This is a genomic window from Undibacterium sp. GrIS 1.2, assembly GCF_040544435.1.
Classification (GTDB): Bacteria; Pseudomonadota; Gammaproteobacteria; order Burkholderiales; family Burkholderiaceae_D; genus Undibacterium.
The window spans coordinates 52,719-69,108 of sequence record NZ_JBEONP010000028.1; the positions used below are offsets into that span (position 1 = coordinate 52,719).

Here is a 16,390-nt window from a genome sequence, read left to right on the forward strand (position 1 = left end):
CTACGCCTTGCTGGGACAATTTTGCGTAAGTCCTGATGAAACGAAAATAAACTAGGTTATACCGATATTTTTACTACACTGATTTCATGTTTGATTATGTGATTTTATTTTATTGATTATGCCTGATTTCAATCCAAAATGTAGTTTCATTACGATAAATTTGTCATTTTTACTGTTTTAATCGAGTTAAATACTCATAAATGAAAGTTTGTTACAGTTTTACTAGATTTATGCTATCTTCATTCCATCCAAAAAAATTATCCAAAAAAGTCTGAAGCGAGCCTCCTCATGAGTACATCTGCATCAAATACACCCGCCAACATCAACCCAATCAACCCAACTGTTGCCCGCGTGACAGAACGTATTACTGAGCGTAGCAAAACCTTGCGCACTGCCTATCTGGCACGCTTGGAAAAAATGCGGGGACGCGGTCCACGTCGTGCCAGCTTGTCTTGCGCCAATCAGGCACATGCCAACGCAGCGATGGATAGCGGCACCAAAATCTGGTTGAATCAAGCACAAAAACCGAATATCGGCATCATCACCGCCTACAACGATATGCTGTCGGCGCATCAACCGTATGAATCTTATCCGCAACAAATCCGTCAGGCTGCATTGCGCTTTGGCGGTACTGCCCAAGTCGCGGGCGCCGTGCCAGCCATGTGCGATGGCGTCACCCAAGGTCGCCCTGGAATGGAACTGTCTTTGTTCTCACGCGATGTGATTGCGCAGGCGACTGCGGTAGCGTTGTCGCATGATGCGTTTGATGCGACTTTGTGCCTTGGCATTTGCGACAAAATTGTGCCCGGTCTGTTGATCGGCGCTCTTGCATTTGGTCATTTGCCGACGATTTTTATTCCCGCCGGCCCTATGGGTTCTGGCTTATCAAATAAAGAAAAAGCCGCAGTACGTGAGCGCTATGCCCAAGGCAAAGCGACCAAGGAAGAATTACTGGCAGCAGAAAGTGCGGCTTATCACAGCGCTGGTACCTGCACTTTTTACGGCACAGCCAACAGCAATCAGATGTTGCTGGAAGCCATGGGCTTGCATTTGCCCGGCGCGGCTTTCATCCATCCGGGCGATCCTTTGCGCCATGTGCTGACAGATGCGGCGGTTGAGCGGGTTTTGCAGCTAACTGAACATGGCGATCAGTTCACGCCGATTGGCAAGCTGGTCGATGAAAAAGTCATCGTCAATGCAGTCATCGCCTTGCTGGCCACTGGCGGCTCGACCAACCATACAATTCACTGGGTTGCAGTCGCACGCGCGGCAGGCATCCTGATCGACTGGCAAGATTTTGATGAATTGTCTTCGGTTATCCCCTTGCTGACACGCGTCTATCCCAACGGTACTGCTGACGTGAATGCATTTGAAGATGCGGGCGGCCCTACGTTTGTGATCCGTGAATTATTGTCGGCAGGTTTGATGCATGCCGATGTCAAAACTGTCTACGGTAATCAAGGTTTGTTAGGACACACCAGCCGCCCGGCACTGGTAGAGCATCCAGAGGGCAATAAAGTCCAATGGCAAACCCTCCCCGCTATCTCGACCAACCACGACGTCGTGCGCAATGTGAGTGATCCGTTCGCAGCGACTGGCGGTTTGCGCTTGTTACAGGGTAATGTCGGTCGGGCGATTGTGAAAGCCTCTGCGGTACCAGAAGACGCCTGGATCGTACGTGCGCCAGCGATTGTGTTTGAGTCGCAAGACGCACTGGTCGGCGCTTACAAAGCAGGTGAACTGAACAAAGATTTTGTCGCTGTCGTGATATTTCAGGGGCCGCAAGCCAACGGTATGCCAGAGCTGCATCACTTTACGCCAGTGTTAGGTAGTCTGATGTCGGCTGGCTATAAAGTCGCCCTAGTCACCGATGGCCGCATGTCCGGTGCCAGCGGCAAAGTGCCTGCTGCATTGCATGTCAGCCCGGAAGTAGCGCAAGGCGGACCGCTAGGCAAAGTACGCGACGGCGATATGATGGAATTAAATGTGCATACAGGCGAACTGCTTGCCTTAGTCGATGCGGCTGAGTGGGAGCAACGCGCAGTCCGCACGCCATCCACCGAGGCGACATTTGATTACGGTCGAGAATTATTTGCCGCACAACGACGGGTAGTGACCGCGCCAGAGCATGGTGCATCGACCTTGTTTATCGATTGAGGCCGTCAAGCAAATAGGATGTGCCGCTATTTAACTGTTAAAAAAGAACCATCACTAAAGAATTGAGACCATCATGATCCACACAAAACAAAGCATCATTGCGCAATTAGAACAACTTCGTGTTTTGCCGATTCTGGTGACAGACGATGTGGATCAGGCGATTCGTTGCGTGACGACGCTCGCAGAAAACGGCTTACCTGCGGTTGAGATTACCTTGCGCACACCAAACGCGATGACTGTCTTGCGCGAAGTGATCAAAGCTTGCCCGAATGTCGTTGTTGGCGCAGGTACGGTGCTGACGTCAGCGCAGCTAGATGCAGTGAAATATGCTGGAGCCGCATTCGGCATCAGCCCAGGTATCACACCGAGCCTGGCCAGAGCAGCGGCAGAATCTGGCTTGCCTTACTTCCCTGGTGTTGGCGGTGCGAGCGATTTGATGTTGGCGCTGGAACATGGCTTTGATGTCGTCAAACTATTCCCGTCTGATATCGTCGGTGGCATCAAGATGGCAAAAGCCTTGGGCGGCCCTTTCCCCGACGTACGTTTTTGCCTGACTGGCGGCGTAACGGTGGAAGCAACGCCGGGCTTATTGCGTCAAAATAATATCTTGTGCGTCGGCGGCTCCTGGATGTGCCCTGCCTCCCTGATCAATGCTGGCGATTGGGAAGCAATCGGCACACTGGCGACGCAAGCGATGATTGCAGGGCGTCCTCAGTTGGCTTGATTTTCCACACAATTTCTATGTAGAAAACGCACTAAGCTGACAAGAAGCAACCCATAAAACACCCTCTAAAAAAAACATATACTCATCTAGGTATTGTACTTTTTACTCTAATTGTCCAATGATTTATTGGACAATTAGAGTTTTAATCAAGATACTCCCCCTTAAATCGATTTTTTGCTCATAGAATCAATTCTGATCATGACGACCTCTGTTTCTCGTACTCCCCTTTGGTGTTTGCTGCAGCAGCGGGCGACTAATCTGCCCAGTTTAAAAGAATTATTCCGCGCTGATCCGCAGCGATTTACGCATTTTTCTGCATCGGCCTGCGGTATCTTGCTGGATTATTCCAAACAGAGAATCGACACCACCGCCAAGCTCAATTTGCTGGCGCTGGCACGACAACAAGAGGTCGAGGCCCATCGTGATGCGATGTTGCGCGGAGAGGCGATTAACAATACCGAAAACCGTGCAGTGCTACACACCGTATTGCGTCTACCCAAAGGCGAATCGTTTTATCTGAATGGCGAGAATATCGCTGCCGACGTGCATCAGGTATTGGCACAAATGCGTAGCTTTAGCGATGCGGTACGCGAAGGTCGCTGGCTGGGCTATACCGGCAAGCCGATCGGCACCGTCATCAATATCGGTATCGGCGGATCAGATCTTGGACCGCAGATGGCGTGTATCGCCCTAGCTCCCTGGTCGAAGAATAATTTATCCCTGCACTTTGTCTCCAATGTGGATGGTCGCCATGTCGCCGATGCGTTGAAAAATGCGAATCCTGAAACGACCTTGTTCGTCGTCGCCTCGAAAACCTTTACCACGATGGAGACTCTGACCAATGCCCGCACTGCACGCGAGTGGATGTTGGCGCACGGTTGTCCGGCAGAACAAATCCGTCAGCATTTTGTGGCGCTCAGTACGAATGTAAAAGCGGCGGCAGATTTTGGGATTGCGCCAGAAAATGTGTTCCCGTTCTGGAACTGGGCTGGTGGTCGCTATTCGATGTGGAGTGCGATTGGTTTGTCAATTGCGCTCTATGTCGGCGCAGACCGCTTTGAAGAAATGCTGGCGGGTGCGCACGAGATGGATTTACATTTCGCGCAAGCACCGCTTGAGCAAAACTTGCCGGTATTAATGGCCTTGATCGGTGTCTGGAATATCAACTTCCTTGGATTACAGGCGCTATCGATTGCACCTTACCATCAGCGCATGACACGCCTGCCTGCTTATCTGCAACAGTTAGAAATGGAGAGCAACGGCAAGTCTGTCACGCGAGAAGGTCAGCGGGTGGATTACGCCACCTCACCAATTTTATTTGGTGAAGCGGGTACCAATGGTCAGCATGCCTACTTTCAGTTATTGCATCAAGGCGCGACGATTATCCCGACCGATTTTATTGTCGTAGCCGAAGATGATGCCGGCATGCCAGGACACAATAAAGCACTACTGGCCAACTGCTTTGCACAATCAAAAGCCATGGCATGGGGCAAAGATATTAACGAGGTCCGCGCCGAGCTGGGTGCATTGTCAGACCAGGTATTGGCGCCACGGGTTTTTGAAGGCAATCGTCCAACATCAACATTGTTGCTAGATTCCCTCACGCCACGCTCATTAGGCGCATTGATTGCACTGTACGAGCACAAAGTATTTGTACAATCAGTGATCTGGGATATTAATGCGTTTGATCAATGGGGTGTAGAACTCGGCAAATCGCTGGCGCAGCAATTAATTAGTCTGGATCCGTCTGCGGTAAAGGAAGATTACGATAGCTCTACCCGTGGCTTGCTGAACGCGATTGGCAAACGGAATAAATAGGGCGAATTGAGCAGCGCTATGGTTCACTGCAAAATCCTTTCGCCGGTCACTATCGCAGCCGAATTTTACATACTCCCCTTTTATTTTCATCAATATTCAGTATTACCCAATGATTATATGGACGACTTAAATATACCTACCCGGAGTAATACCAAGCATGACACTTCTGATCAACGATAAGTTCGCCCGCTGAATGTTCGTGCAATCAGTATTCAATAACAATTACTCAAGCGAATATGACTCAACCACCATCAAGAATCGATATGACTGAAGACGACAAAGACCAAAGCCTGCGCGAAGACATTCGTCGTCTGGGACGAATACTCGGCGATACAGTACGCAATCAGCATGGTGACGTCGTGTTTGATTTGATTGAGACCGTGCGACAAAACTCGATCCGCTTCCGTCGCGATGCAGATGAGGCTGCGCGGGAAGAACTGGAGTCGACGCTGGACACGCTCACCAATGACCAAACGACGCAAGTCATCCGCGCCTTCAGTTACTTTTCCCATCTGGTGAATCTGGCAGAAGATCAGCATCATATCCGCCGTACCCGCAAGCATCTGATCGCTGGCTCAACACCACGCGCAGGCAGTCTGGCGCACACGATAGAATCCTTGTACAGCAGCGGTCAAAGTACCCAACAGTTACTGGATTTTTTTCAGACCGCAGAAGTCAGTCCTGTCTTAACGGCACATCCGACCGAGGTGCAGCGAAAAAGTATTTTGAATTGCCAGACCGTGATCACTCGCCTCTTGGATGAGCGTGATCGTATGCAATTGACGCCGGAAGAATCGGACGCCAATGATGAGGCGCTCAATCGTGCCGTGCTGACCTTATGGCAAACCCGTATGTTGCGCACCTCTAAATTATCGGTGCTGGATGAAGTGGAAAACGGTCTGAGTTTTTACGATGCCACTTTCTTACGCGAGCTACCGAGTTTGTATGCAGGTTTAGAGGATTTGCTGAGTAGCAAAGAAGACAGCCATACACCGGTTGATTTACCGAGTTTTATGAAAATGGGAAGCTGGATCGGCGGCGACCGCGATGGCAATCCATTTGTCACCGCCAGCGTGCTGGAACAGACTCTGTCCATGCAAGCAACCCGCGCCCTCAAATTTTATCTGGATGAATTGCATACGCTGGGTTCGCAATTGTCGATGGCGACTTTACTGGTAAATGTGTCGGCAGACTTGCTGGATCTGGCGCAACGTTCGCCCGATCACTCACCGCATCGCGCAGATGAACCCTACCGCCTTGCCGTCAGCGGCATTTATGCGCGGCTGGCTGGCACCTACAAACAATTACTGGGCGCAGACCCGGTGATTCATGCATCCGGCGATGCGACGCCCTATGCCACGGCGGAAGAATTATCAGCCGACCTCGATATCGTCCATCAATCCCTACTGGACAACGGCTCGGCTGCGATTACAAGAGGTCGTTTGCGTCACCTGCGCCGTGCCGTGCGCGTGTTTGGATTTTATTTAGCACCTGTCGATCTGCGCCAAAATTCCGATGTACATGAGCGGGTTGTGGCTGAATTATTAGAAGCCGCCAAACCCGGCAGCAACTATCTGCAATTGAATGAAGAACAGCGCATCAGTTTGCTGGCGGCTGAAATCGCCTCAGCACGCCCACTGGCCTCGCCCTATATTACTTACTCGGAAGAGACCCAATCTGAGCTGGCGATTTATCGTGGCGCCCGAACGGCGCAATTGCGTTACGGCAAAGGTGCTGTCCCCAACTGCATTATCTCCAAAACCGATGGCGTATCGGACATGCTGGAACTGGCTTTATTGCTGAAAGAAGCAGGCTTGCTACATCCGCTAGAGGGCAGTCTGGATGTGAATATTATTCCGCTGTTTGAAACCATTGGTGATTTACAAAACAGCGCACCGTCGATGGATAGATTGCTCGCTCTACCCGCTTACGCACGCTTACTGGCAAGTCGCAACCATGCGCAAGAAGTCATGCTGGGCTACTCCGACAGCAACAAAGACGGCGGCTTCCTGACATCAGGTTGGGAACTGTATAAAGCTGAGTTAGATCTGGTAACAATATTCGCTAAACATCAAGTACGCTTGCGCTTGTTCCATGGCCGTGGCGGCTCGGTCGGCCGTGGTGGTGGTCCAAGTTATCAGGCGATTCTGGCGCAACCAGCAGGTGCGGTACAAGGACAAATTCGGCTGACTGAACAAGGCGAAGTGATCACCGCTAAATACGGCAATCCTGAAGTTGGCCGTCGCAATCTGGAAGTGTTGGCAGCAGCGACTCTGGAAGCCAGCCTGCTGTCAGACAAAGAACCTGCTCCGCCGCCAGCATTTTTAAAAGTAATGGAAGAATTATCCGATCACGCTTTCCGCGCTTATCGGAATATGGTCTATGAGACTGAAGGTTTTGAGCAGTATTTTTGGGAATCCACAGTGATCTCAGAAATCGCTGGACTGAATATCGGCAGCCGTCCGGCATCCCGTAAAAAATCTACGGCGATCGAGGATTTACGAGCGATTCCCTGGGTATTTAGCTGGTCACAATGTCGCCTGATGTTGCCGGGCTGGTTTGGTTTTGGCTCAGCCGTCACAAGCTACTTGCAAGCACATCCAGACCATGGACTGCAAACTCTGCAAGCGATGTTTAAAGACTGGTCGTTCTTTTCTACCGTCTTATCGAATATGGAGATGGTGTTATCCAAAAGCGATATCGGTATCGCCAGCCGCTATGCGCAACTGGTCAAGGACGAGGCGTTACGTAATCGTATCTTCCCGCGTTTAAAAGCCGAACATGAAGCGACTATTGCCGCTTTAACGTCGATCTCTGGGCAGTCAGAATTATTGTCTGCGAACCCTTTGCTAAAACGCTCAATCAGCAATCGCTTCCCGTATTTATCGCCGCTAAACCATGTGCAGGTTGAGTTACTGGAGCGCTATCGCAATGGCGACCCGGATGAACGGGTAAGGCGCGGTATCCATTTGTCCATCAACGGGATTGCTGCTGGCTTGCGGAATAGTGGTTGAAATCGTGGTTGAATAAGTTTTGAATAAAAAAAGCCCTCACTTGAATTGAACCAAGTGAGGGCTTTTTTACATTTAAAACTTCTAAGACTTTTTAAATTCTTAAAACTTAGAATGCAAATTGCAGACCGATATTGAAGTTAGTGACATTGCCGCTAGAATTTGGCACTTCAACTTTACGGCTTTCAACTTCAGCGCGAACTGAAATGTTTTTGTCGAATGCATAAGTAACGCCAGCACCAACAACTGCTTGAGTGGAGTTAGTTGACTGAGAAGCATGAGCAGAACCCAAAGATGCTTCTACTTCGCCTTTAACGTAAGCAATACCCAACTTAGCGAAGCCGCCCCATTGATTGTTGAAACTAGCGCGATACACGCCAGACAAATCAACGCCGCTACCTTTAATTTCGCCTTTTAATGCGCCATCGCTAACAGTTACTTTACCCAGATTGAAGTAACTAGCCTCAACACCCCAGTTTGTATTGTCGATGTTGTAACCACCCAGCACTTTGAATGCTGTATCAGTTGTTTTGCAGCTTGTAGTGCCTGAGCAATCGCCATTCCAACGGGCTTGACCAACTGTAGCGCCGGCATAATATTGCGCACTTGCGCTTGCAGTGATGAATAAACCAGAAACTGCTAATGCAGCAGCAATAATTTTCTTATTGAACATTTTTTACCTTGAATTTAAATATGTTATTAACTACACGCAACTAATATGTGTTTTATCTATTGCGAGTACCATATTGTAACAGAGAAATAAATAACTTATCAAGAAATTAATTCCCCATACAAAATGTCAACTCAATTACTCGGCGTCATCGGCTGGTCAGGTAGCGGCAAAACCACATTGCTGGAATATCTCATCGCACAACTAGTTGCTACCGGCACCAGTGTGAATGTGATCAAACATAGTCATCACGACATTGTTTTAGAACCAGCGCGCAAAGATAGCGCGAGATTACGTATGGCAGGCGCGAATGAAGTGCTGCTGGCCTCGCCTTACCGTGTTTCGTTGATCACAGAGTTACGGCAACAGCCAGAACCCTCGTTGTCTGACTTGCTCCCGCGCCTGGCAGCCGCCGACCTGACTTTAATAGAAGGTTATAAGTGGGAGCCCATTCCAAAACTAGAAATCCATCGTCCCGGCCTCGGCAAACCTGCTCTGTACTCAAGCGATCTCCGTGTGGTGGCAGTTGCGGCAGATACGCCAGCACCCGAAGATCTACGCGCCGGCATAGTCTGGCTCGATCTAAATCGACCGGAGCAGATACTAAAATGGCTACAACTTGCGCTAGCAGAAAAGTTATTTTAGGCCTCGCTATAAAGTCGCACCCAGTTCTAGCCGTTAAAGAAGACATGCATTAATGGGAGAACATAATGGATGTTACAGGTATTGCCAGTGTTGCCACAACTTTGGCCGATGTAGGTACTAGCCAGGCAGTTAGTATTGCTGTGCTAAAAAAAGCACAAGACATTAGCAAGGACAGCGCAACTGCTCTGATAGAAGCGATTCCAAGCGCTCCAACAGTATCGAATTTACCGCCAAATCTTGGCAGAAATATCAATACAACTGCTTAGTCTTATTTTGTTGCCGACGTATATGCATGTGCGTCGCGCAACTTTATTTTTACTGTAGTTCATTCTTGTGAATTACATTTGAGCTACATCTTCAGTTTTCTCGCACCTCCTCACTTCACCAACAACTCTGTTGTCAGCCAAGCTTGCAAACCTAAATCGAAGTTCAACTCAATGGACTGAAAAGTTACGCTCAAACTGTCAAAAATCCAGCAGCAAAAAAATCTACAATCAGTGATAATCCTGTCGAGAATACTGAGTAATGTTAATCGACGTTGAAACTGACGCGACAAGGAAAAATAATGACTGATACACAATGGGGATGGTCGGATCGGCTAAGCTTGAGCTATCCGCCTATGGATGAAACACATCAAGAATTTGTCACACTATGTGCTGCGCTGGCAGAAAATAATCCGGCTACCTACATCAAGCGTTTAGATGCCTTGATCGCACATTCAGTCGAACACTTCGATCAAGAAAATCAATGGATGACTGAAACCCAATTTCCACCAGGTGGCTGTCATATCACAGAGCACAACACCATACTGCAAGTGATGCAAGAAGTACGGCGCCGGATAGAATTAGGAGAAACCGATTTAGGCGCGCGCCTGGCAGAAGAATTGCCGCATTGGTTTGAACATCATGTTGATACCATGGACAATATGTTGGCGCGCTTTATGAGTAATGAGCAAACTGAGCAAATGCAACAAAATCAGCTTGCAACATTGTCTGAAGAGCCAGTCAGCGCCGGCACAGCAGCCGTCTGATTATTCAACAAATAAGCAAAACGCATTAGGGTGAATTAAGCGGCAATCACCTTGATGCGAATATCGCCCAGGACTACTTTTTGTCCTTGCCGGATTTTGGCTGTTTTACGTAATTCCTGCTTACCGTCAACTGCGACAGCGCCACTGGCGACAATCACTTTGCCCGCACCACCACTGTCGCATAGTCCGACCAGTTTTAATAATTGATTCAATTCAACGAATTCGCCATCCAGGCTAAAAGTAAGATCTTGCATAAAATTCCTGATCAAAATTAAGCTTCTTGTTAGCTACCAGGCGAAGAATAACCTATCCGCTGAATAACCCAAACTGAAGCTAAAAATTAGTGCCCAATCAAGATTGAATCTAATTTGAAATTTGTTTCGTAAAAATTAATAATGAATACAAGATTCATATAAAAGCAGGACATTTTTTAAAAAGATGTGTAAGGTATCTCTGCTTTGATCGACTATTCGTTGTAAGTGATGTGTATTGATTCAACTTAAACCCTTTTTAATTTATTGGAGATAAACATGAACAACAAAGCCATGATCGCAGTTGCATTAGCAGGTTTGCTTGGTTCCGCTATGGCAGTCGCCGCTGAGCCAGCAAAAACAGAAAAATGTTTTGGCGTTGCCAAAGCAGGTCAAAATGATTGCGCTACTAAAACTGGCTCCCATTCTTGCGCTGGCCAAGGCAAGAAAGATATGGACCCTAGCGAATGGAAAAAAGTCCCGGCAGGCACCTGTGAAAAAATGGGCGGCAAAGTAGACAAAGCAGCCTGATTTTAGCTAAATTTAATACAGCTTGAACTCCGCGTTCGAAACGATGCGCAAACCGACCGTCAACCTAGGTGTTGGAGTTGGTTTGCGCAGTCAGCATTATCGTGATTTTCTGAATGCGCCAGTAGCAATCGACTGGCTAGAGGTGCATTCAGAAAATTATTTTGGCGATGGCGGTTACGATCTGCATGTTTTGCAGCAACTGCGTCAAGATTATCCCATCAGCCTGCATGGTGTCGGTTTAGCTCTCGGCTCTGCCGTTGGTTACAACGCTTGCAACGACGCCCATCTGCAAAAATTATACCTCTTGGTTCAACGCATACAACCCGCTCTGATATCCGAACATTTGTGTTGGGGTGCTGTGACTGGCCGTCATTTGAATGATTTATTGCCGCTACCACTGCGACAAGATGCTTTAGAGTTGATATGCGAGCGGGTTGATCAGATACAAAATCTATTGCAAAGAAGTGTGCTGATCGAAAACGTTTCGACCTATTTACGCTTCGCCCAAGATGAAATGTCCGAGGCAGAATTTCTGGTACAACTGGCAAAACGTACAGGCTGCGGCATTTTATTAGACGTCAATAACCTCTACGTCAATCAGCATAATCACGGCGAAGATGCCTTAGCAGCGCTACGTCATTTCTCTGGTTTGCCACAAGGTGTGATTGGTGAGATTCATCTGGCGGGACATTTGCTTACTGATGACTGCCTGATCGATCACCATGGTTGTGAACTAGCGCCGGAGGTATGGGATTTATACCAAACAACGTGCTCGCTACTGGGCACAGAAATCCCTGTGTTGATTGAATGGGATACCGATATTCCTGCGCTACCGGTTCTGCTGGCGGAAGCGGCTAAGGCGACGCATCACAGGGATGCGGCTCGTGCCAACATCATCAACGCAAGTAGTGTCAGTAACTCCATATCAGCGGCACATCATGGCTGACCCTCGCAGCCTCTGTGCGATACAACAGCAGTTTGCAGATGCTTTATTGTTTCCCGACCAAAGTACAAGGCCGTTGTTCAAATCCTCACCGGAACAAGCACAAGAACGCTTGGGGATTTATAGGGGGAATGTGTCCGCTATCTGGACTCAAGCCTTACAAAATACCTATCCTGTTTTATATCAATTGGTCGGCGCAGAATTTTTTGAGCAAATGGCCAAAGCCTACGGACGCGCCCATCCGTCTACTTCAGGCGATTTGAACGAATTTGGATCGCAGCTAGCCATTTTTTTAGCTGATCCGATAACTGGTATCGGTATTATCAACGACTATCCCTATTTTCCAGATGTCGCCAACTTAGAGTGGCATGTGCATACGGCCTATTACGCAGCCAATACAGCACCGTTGGGCCTGGTCGAAGTGATTGAAAAAACAGGAGAACATTTTGGACAAACCCGTTTGCGCCTACACCCAGCTTGCCGCTTAATCACATCGGAGTGGGCATGTGCAACCATTTGGCAAGCACACCAACCAAATACCGATGTCGCTTATCCAGAGCAATTAGAGGTAAAAAACTATTGCCTAGTCAACCGTCAACATTGGTCGGTCGAGGTACATGCATTAGGCGTAGCGTCGTATCTTGGATTGCTAGCCTTATCAAAAGGAAAAAGTATCGGATCGGCATTGGAGCAGGCGATGGAACACGATCCCGATTTCCAAATTGCGGATCAACTACAGCAATGGTTTAACTGGGGCATTTTTGTAGAGAGTAAACTGTCTTCCAGCGATGAACGCATGTAAGGAAAACCGCCCTGCTCCGACTGACTTGCATAACTAACACGGAGAATAAAAATGAACCAATTTTTGCGGCTGCATCAACTCAGTACTAGCATCGATCAACTAATACAAGAATGGAGCGGCGCATTGCTCAATCTTGGTTTGCGGATTTTTGTAGGCTGGCAATTTCTAAAATCTGGGATGGTAAAGATTCAGGACTGGGAGGCAACTTTATCCCTATTCCGCGAGGAATATCATGTTCCCGTCTTGCCGCCGGAGCTAGCCGCGATTACTGGCGCAGGTGGAGAATTGTTTTTCCCGATTTTGTTAATTACAGGCTTATTCTCACGTCCTGCCGCTTTAGGATTATTTGCAGTCAATGCAATGGCGGTCATATCATATCCGCAGCTTTGGTCATTTGAGTGTCCGGCGGCCATCAATGATCATCTGTATTGGGGTTTGCTGCTGGCTGTATTAGCCGTATTTGGACCTGGGAAAATTGCGATAGATAACTGGATCAAATCTCGCTATTAGTTTGTGCTGGCAAACTAGTCTTATCTTATTAAAAAGCATTTTTCAAATTAGATTGTCCAATGACTATAAGGCGTTCAAGCCAATATCAGGCTAGAGGCAGCATAATCATTGGACTTTACAAAACAAAATCTTCTAAAATATTCTAATGTGCCATTCACTCACCGGACGGTACATTCTGCCCCATACCACCTTGGCTACCGCCATTTGGGCCACCTGCTCCACCAGATCCGCCTTTGCCGCGACGACCGCCACTGGCTTTAGGCAAATCGCTACGCGAGCCATGATCCTTCGTTTGGTCTTCTACCCGGTTCAACTGATCCATTAATAAATCGACGACCATATCTCGCTGCTTGTCATCCAAAGCGTCGTACATGGTCAGCCAAAGTTCTCTTAATTGCTGATTCTCTTGCAGAGATATAACCTCATCCTGATCCATTGATTTTGTGAGATCACGAAGTTCTGTGTTCTTTTTTTCTAAACTGGCTTTAACAGCATCTTGTATTGCCCGGCGGCGTAATTCTCGTATTCTCAAAATATTACGTACCTTGCTTTCGGTTTGTTGCCAAAGCAATTGCTGATTGGGATTCAGATTCACATTCTTTTTAAATTCCGTCAAAATAGGTAAAGCATCTTCCGCACGAAAATCAGCTACCGGAATCGCCATCGCAGGCATCGTGACAGCAGAACTAAGCATCAACGAGAGCGTAAGCAAAATGGATTTAATTCTATGTCGCGGAAATTGTATGGGCATGATTTCTCCAATTAGAGCAAGGTAGCTGAAATGTCAGGACAAAATATCTGGGCAAAAAAAAGCTACACCATATAGGCGTAGCTCTAAACCACTTCGGGAGTGGGATCAAGAAAAGTACATAAAACATGATTAATATAATCTTTCACACACCTTTGTCATGTGACTATTACAAATTATTACTGAATGGTGTTCAGACGATACATTGTGTTAAACAACACTTAACAATATCTAATGATCCAGATGAAAGGTTGCAAGCATGAATTTCCAACCACGCATCAGTTTTCCTGTACTACAGAGTAAGCGCTTTGTATTGAGAAAAATTGTTCAGTCGGATATTGGTAATATTTTTAAGGGCTTATCGCATCCTAAAGTCATCGCCTACTATGGCATCTCATACGATAGCCTGGTGGCGACACAAGAACAAATAGACTGGTATCGACGGATTGAACAGGAAGAAAGCGGTGTCTGGTGGGCGATCTGTCCGCAAGCTACACCCGATCAGCTAATCGGTGCGTGTGGTTTTTACGAATTAGATACAGAAAATCAAAACGCAGATCTTGGTTATTGGTTGCATCCGGAGTATTGGCGTCAGGCAGTCATGCATGAGTGTTTGTCGATAATTTTGCACTATGGTTTTCAGCAACTGCGCTTACACCGGATTGAAGCTGAGGTAGAACCAGAGAACAAAGCTAGCAGTCAGCTTTTACAAAAATTAGGTTTCGCATTAGAAGGCAGACGCCGGGAAGTTGCCTGGAAAAATAATCGATTTGTCGATATGGAATACTACGCAATATTGGCGGCTTAAATATTCGCCTTAACGACAAACTCCACGCCCACTTCGCGCCAAAATTCGATTTCTTTTTGCAGCCAAAAAGCAACTGTCGGATGTAAAGTCACCCAGTCTTGTCGAATTTCCAGCTCGATTTTGCTCTTCATTTTTAAACTAAAATCAGCATAGTCGAGTTCTATCCGCGAATGCATAAAGGTGACTGAAAGACGCAATGCAAGTACCGCTTTAGCAAAATCCAAGTCGACAAAGCTGTCACTGATTTTTCTCAGATTACCTTTTTGACTCAAAATTAATTTACTCATTACACGCTGTTCGCGGGTAGTGAAACCGGCCATATCAGCGTTCTCTATCATGTATGCGCCGTGCTTATGATAGCCGGTATGCGATATCGCCATACCGACCTCATGCAACATAGCACTCCAGTGTAAATGCCGGATATAGGTATCCGTTGCCGGTTTTAATTGTGCATACAAAGAACGTACCATATCGGCTACCCGACTAGCGCGTGTGGCATCAACATAGAACATAGTGGCGACGTTATGCACGGCTTGCTCACGCCGGTCACGCTTGGTCGAACGCAGGTATAAATCCCACATCACCCCCATGCGCAAACCTGCTTCTATGGGGTGCAATACAGTGATATTAAATTCTTGCAACAAGGCAATCAAGATCGCAAGTCCGCCAACCACCATGGCGACACGCTCGGGCTTAATACCCGCTAATTCTAGCTGACTCACCTGCCCACATTGGACGCAGTATTGTTTTAACGCTATCAGGCTTTTGAGCGTAATACTACCGTCACCTAAATTGTTTTTTGCGATTGCATCAGAGATCGCCCGTATCGTACCCGAAGAGCCATAAGCATTGCGCCAATGCTCCGGCTGATACGGCGGTGCGGCATCCTCAAACATTGATCGTGCTGACAGAATAGCGGCTTCAAATCCTGCTTCAGTGATTCTACCTTGCGGGAAAAAAGTACTGCTGTGCTTCACCGTACCAATACTAAAAGACTCCACCTTAACCACCTCATGGCCGCGACCAAGTATCACTTCGGTAGAGCCACCACCGATATCCAGCGCTAACCGGCGCTCGCCTGGAATAGCGATCGAGTTAGAGACGCCCATATAAATCAGACGTCCCTCTTCTTCACCAGAAATAATATCGATCGGATAGCCAATAGCAGCTTCCGCTGCGGGCATAAAATCGGCACTATTTTTTGCGATGCGTATGGTGTTGGTTGCTACTACGCGGACGGCATCTAGCGGGTAGCTATCTAAGATTTGTTTAAAGCGCGCGAGACACGCAATCGCGCTTTGTATTGCTGCAGGCGACAGATTTCCTTGCTGATCCAGGCCAGCCGCTAGACGAATAGGATCGCGGGCACTTTTGACAACGCGAATCACATCACCCTCATGACGACCTATGTGCAAGCGAAAACTGTTAGAACCAAGATCGACTGCAGCGAACATACGGCAATTCTCCAAACGATTTTTTGATAGCGATGAAAATCTAAATTCTCAATTGGGCAACTAGGTTCAAAAACTTTATCAGGACTTACGCAAAATTACCCTAGCAAGGTCTAGCGACGAAGATAGTTTCTAGTACAGCTAGGAGCTAAAACGCAGCTAGGGCGGTTTTGCTTAAGTCTTATTTATAAGATAAATGAGCTTCTTGCAAAATACCCAAACCAGTAAAGTCGAGCATGGGTGTGGCCACTGTTGCGATTGGTTTTCTTGTTTGAAGCGGCACATGTGACA

Annotated in this window: 16 protein-coding genes; 12 read left to right on the forward strand and 4 right to left on the reverse strand. The window is 47.6% G+C overall.

Translation table 11 applies throughout. The annotated features are described in order from the left end of the window. Positions 1-288 precede the first annotated feature (288 nt). The 4 genes from edd to ppc all read left to right on the forward strand — a co-directional run bounded on the left by edd (position 289) and on the right by ppc (position 7,713). Positions 289-2,157: a phosphogluconate dehydratase gene (gene edd, locus AAKU61_RS13385; protein ID WP_354332962.1), complete on the forward strand. Its 1,869-nt coding sequence runs from the start codon at positions 289-291 to the stop codon at positions 2,155-2,157. A 73-nt stretch (positions 2,158-2,230) separates the two neighbouring features. After that, on the forward strand, positions 2,231-2,881 hold the full coding sequence (eda, locus tag AAKU61_RS13390; RefSeq protein ID WP_322117909.1) for a bifunctional 4-hydroxy-2-oxoglutarate aldolase/2-dehydro-3-deoxy-phosphogluconate aldolase: 651 nt from the start codon (positions 2,231-2,233) through the stop codon (positions 2,879-2,881). Between the two features lie 198 nt (positions 2,882-3,079). Then, the gene (gene pgi / locus AAKU61_RS13395) at positions 3,080-4,699 is read left to right on the forward strand and encodes a glucose-6-phosphate isomerase (protein ID WP_354332963.1); all 1,620 of its coding nucleotides are present in this window, start codon (positions 3,080-3,082) and stop codon (positions 4,697-4,699) included. 263 nt (positions 4,700-4,962) lie between these two features. After that, positions 4,963-7,713 carry a phosphoenolpyruvate carboxylase gene (gene ppc, locus AAKU61_RS13400; RefSeq protein ID WP_354332965.1) on the forward strand — a complete coding sequence of 917 codons (2,751 nt, stop codon included), beginning with the start codon at positions 4,963-4,965 and terminating at the stop codon, positions 7,711-7,713. Positions 7,714-7,819: 106 nt separating this feature from the next. Here the strand turns inward: ppc and AAKU61_RS13405 are convergent, their stop codons facing one another. Continuing rightward, the gene (locus AAKU61_RS13405) at positions 7,820-8,383 is read right to left on the reverse strand and encodes an outer membrane beta-barrel protein (RefSeq protein ID WP_354332967.1); all 564 of its coding nucleotides are present in this window, start codon (positions 8,381-8,383) and stop codon (positions 7,820-7,822) included. A gap of 123 nt (positions 8,384-8,506) precedes the next feature. Between AAKU61_RS13405 and mobB the strand changes: the two genes are divergently transcribed. The 3 genes from mobB to AAKU61_RS13420 all read left to right on the forward strand — a co-directional run bounded on the left by mobB (position 8,507) and on the right by AAKU61_RS13420 (position 10,055). Continuing rightward, positions 8,507-9,025 carry a molybdopterin-guanine dinucleotide biosynthesis protein B gene (gene mobB / locus AAKU61_RS13410; protein ID WP_354332969.1) on the forward strand — a complete coding sequence of 173 codons (519 nt, stop codon included), beginning with the start codon at positions 8,507-8,509 and terminating at the stop codon, positions 9,023-9,025. Positions 9,026-9,090: 65 nt separating this feature from the next. Further along, complete coding sequence (locus AAKU61_RS13415) at positions 9,091-9,291, forward strand: YjfB family protein (RefSeq protein WP_322117905.1); 201 nt, start codon at positions 9,091-9,093, stop codon at positions 9,289-9,291. 299 nt (positions 9,292-9,590) lie between these two features. Then, entirely contained in the window at positions 9,591-10,055 is a 465-nt protein-coding gene (locus tag AAKU61_RS13420; protein ID WP_354332971.1) for a hemerythrin domain-containing protein, read from the forward strand. A gap of 35 nt (positions 10,056-10,090) precedes the next feature. Here the strand turns inward: AAKU61_RS13420 and AAKU61_RS13425 are convergent, their stop codons facing one another. Next, the gene (locus AAKU61_RS13425; RefSeq protein WP_354332973.1) at positions 10,091-10,309 is read right to left on the reverse strand and encodes an RNA-binding S4 domain-containing protein; all 219 of its coding nucleotides are present in this window, start codon (positions 10,307-10,309) and stop codon (positions 10,091-10,093) included. 276 nt (positions 10,310-10,585) lie between these two features. Here AAKU61_RS13425 and AAKU61_RS13430 point away from each other — a divergent pair, with 276 nt between their 5' ends. From AAKU61_RS13430 to AAKU61_RS13445, 4 genes are read left to right on the forward strand one after another with little or no spacing between them, the layout of a single operon-like run. After that, positions 10,586-10,837 (forward strand): BufA1 family periplasmic bufferin-type metallophore, encoded by a 252-nt coding sequence (locus AAKU61_RS13430; protein WP_354332975.1) that lies wholly within the window; start codon positions 10,586-10,588, stop codon positions 10,835-10,837. 22 nt (positions 10,838-10,859) lie between these two features. Continuing rightward, positions 10,860-11,783, forward strand: a complete 924-nt coding sequence (gene bufB / locus AAKU61_RS13435) for an MNIO family bufferin maturase (protein ID WP_354332976.1) — start codon at positions 10,860-10,862, stop codon at positions 11,781-11,783. Next, positions 11,776-12,582 (forward strand): HvfC/BufC N-terminal domain-containing protein, encoded by an 807-nt coding sequence (locus AAKU61_RS13440; protein ID WP_354332978.1) that lies wholly within the window; start codon positions 11,776-11,778, stop codon positions 12,580-12,582. The genes bufB and AAKU61_RS13440 overlap by 8 nt, the downstream gene beginning before the upstream one ends. A 51-nt stretch (positions 12,583-12,633) precedes the next feature. Next, positions 12,634-13,092: a DoxX family protein gene (locus AAKU61_RS13445; protein WP_354332980.1), complete on the forward strand. Its 459-nt coding sequence runs from the start codon at positions 12,634-12,636 to the stop codon at positions 13,090-13,092. Between the two features lie 154 nt (positions 13,093-13,246). Here the strand turns inward: AAKU61_RS13445 and AAKU61_RS13450 are convergent, their stop codons facing one another. Continuing rightward, complete coding sequence (locus AAKU61_RS13450) at positions 13,247-13,843, reverse strand: hypothetical protein (RefSeq protein ID WP_354332982.1); 597 nt, start codon at positions 13,841-13,843, stop codon at positions 13,247-13,249. A 256-nt stretch (positions 13,844-14,099) separates the two neighbouring features. Here AAKU61_RS13450 and AAKU61_RS13455 point away from each other — a divergent pair, with 256 nt between their 5' ends. After that, positions 14,100-14,648, forward strand: a complete 549-nt coding sequence (locus AAKU61_RS13455; RefSeq protein ID WP_354332983.1) for a GNAT family N-acetyltransferase — start codon at positions 14,100-14,102, stop codon at positions 14,646-14,648. On the opposite strand, the gene AAKU61_RS13460 is transcribed toward AAKU61_RS13455, so the two are convergent. Further along, positions 14,645-16,102 carry a Ppx/GppA phosphatase family protein gene (locus AAKU61_RS13460; RefSeq protein WP_354332985.1) on the reverse strand — a complete coding sequence of 486 codons (1,458 nt, stop codon included), beginning with the start codon at positions 16,100-16,102 and terminating at the stop codon, positions 14,645-14,647. The genes AAKU61_RS13455 and AAKU61_RS13460 overlap by 4 nt on opposite strands. Between the last annotated feature and the right edge of the window lie 288 nt (positions 16,103-16,390).

Bases quoted from the DNA above. Each gene is read 5' to 3' on its own strand.
- AAKU61_RS13425 (WP_354332973.1), bottom strand. From the start codon at position 10,309: ATGCAAGATCTTACTTTTAGCCTGGATGGCGAATTCGTTGAATTGAAT.
- AAKU61_RS13420 (WP_354332971.1), top strand. From the start codon at position 9,591: ATGACTGATACACAATGGGGATGGTCGGATCGGCTAAGCTTGAGCTAT.
- mobB (WP_354332969.1), top strand. From the start codon at position 8,507: ATGTCAACTCAATTACTCGGCGTCATCGGCTGGTCAGGTAGCGGCAAA.
- edd (WP_354332962.1), top strand. From the start codon at position 289: ATGAGTACATCTGCATCAAATACACCCGCCAACATCAACCCAATCAAC.
- AAKU61_RS13460 (WP_354332985.1), bottom strand. From the start codon at position 16,102: ATGTTCGCTGCAGTCGATCTTGGTTCTAACAGTTTTCGCTTGCACATA.
- eda (WP_322117909.1), top strand. From the start codon at position 2,231: ATGATCCACACAAAACAAAGCATCATTGCGCAATTAGAACAACTTCGT.
- AAKU61_RS13445 (WP_354332980.1), top strand. From the start codon at position 12,634: ATGAACCAATTTTTGCGGCTGCATCAACTCAGTACTAGCATCGATCAA.
- ppc (WP_354332965.1), top strand. From the start codon at position 4,963: ATGACTGAAGACGACAAAGACCAAAGCCTGCGCGAAGACATTCGTCGT.
- pgi (WP_354332963.1), top strand. From the start codon at position 3,080: ATGACGACCTCTGTTTCTCGTACTCCCCTTTGGTGTTTGCTGCAGCAG.
- AAKU61_RS13455 (WP_354332983.1), top strand. From the start codon at position 14,100: ATGAATTTCCAACCACGCATCAGTTTTCCTGTACTACAGAGTAAGCGC.
- AAKU61_RS13450 (WP_354332982.1), bottom strand. From the start codon at position 13,843: ATGCCCATACAATTTCCGCGACATAGAATTAAATCCATTTTGCTTACG.
- AAKU61_RS13415 (WP_322117905.1), top strand. From the start codon at position 9,091: ATGGATGTTACAGGTATTGCCAGTGTTGCCACAACTTTGGCCGATGTA.
- AAKU61_RS13430 (WP_354332975.1), top strand. From the start codon at position 10,586: ATGAACAACAAAGCCATGATCGCAGTTGCATTAGCAGGTTTGCTTGGT.
- AAKU61_RS13405 (WP_354332967.1), bottom strand. From the start codon at position 8,383: ATGTTCAATAAGAAAATTATTGCTGCTGCATTAGCAGTTTCTGGTTTA.
- AAKU61_RS13440 (WP_354332978.1), top strand. From the start codon at position 11,776: ATGGCTGACCCTCGCAGCCTCTGTGCGATACAACAGCAGTTTGCAGAT.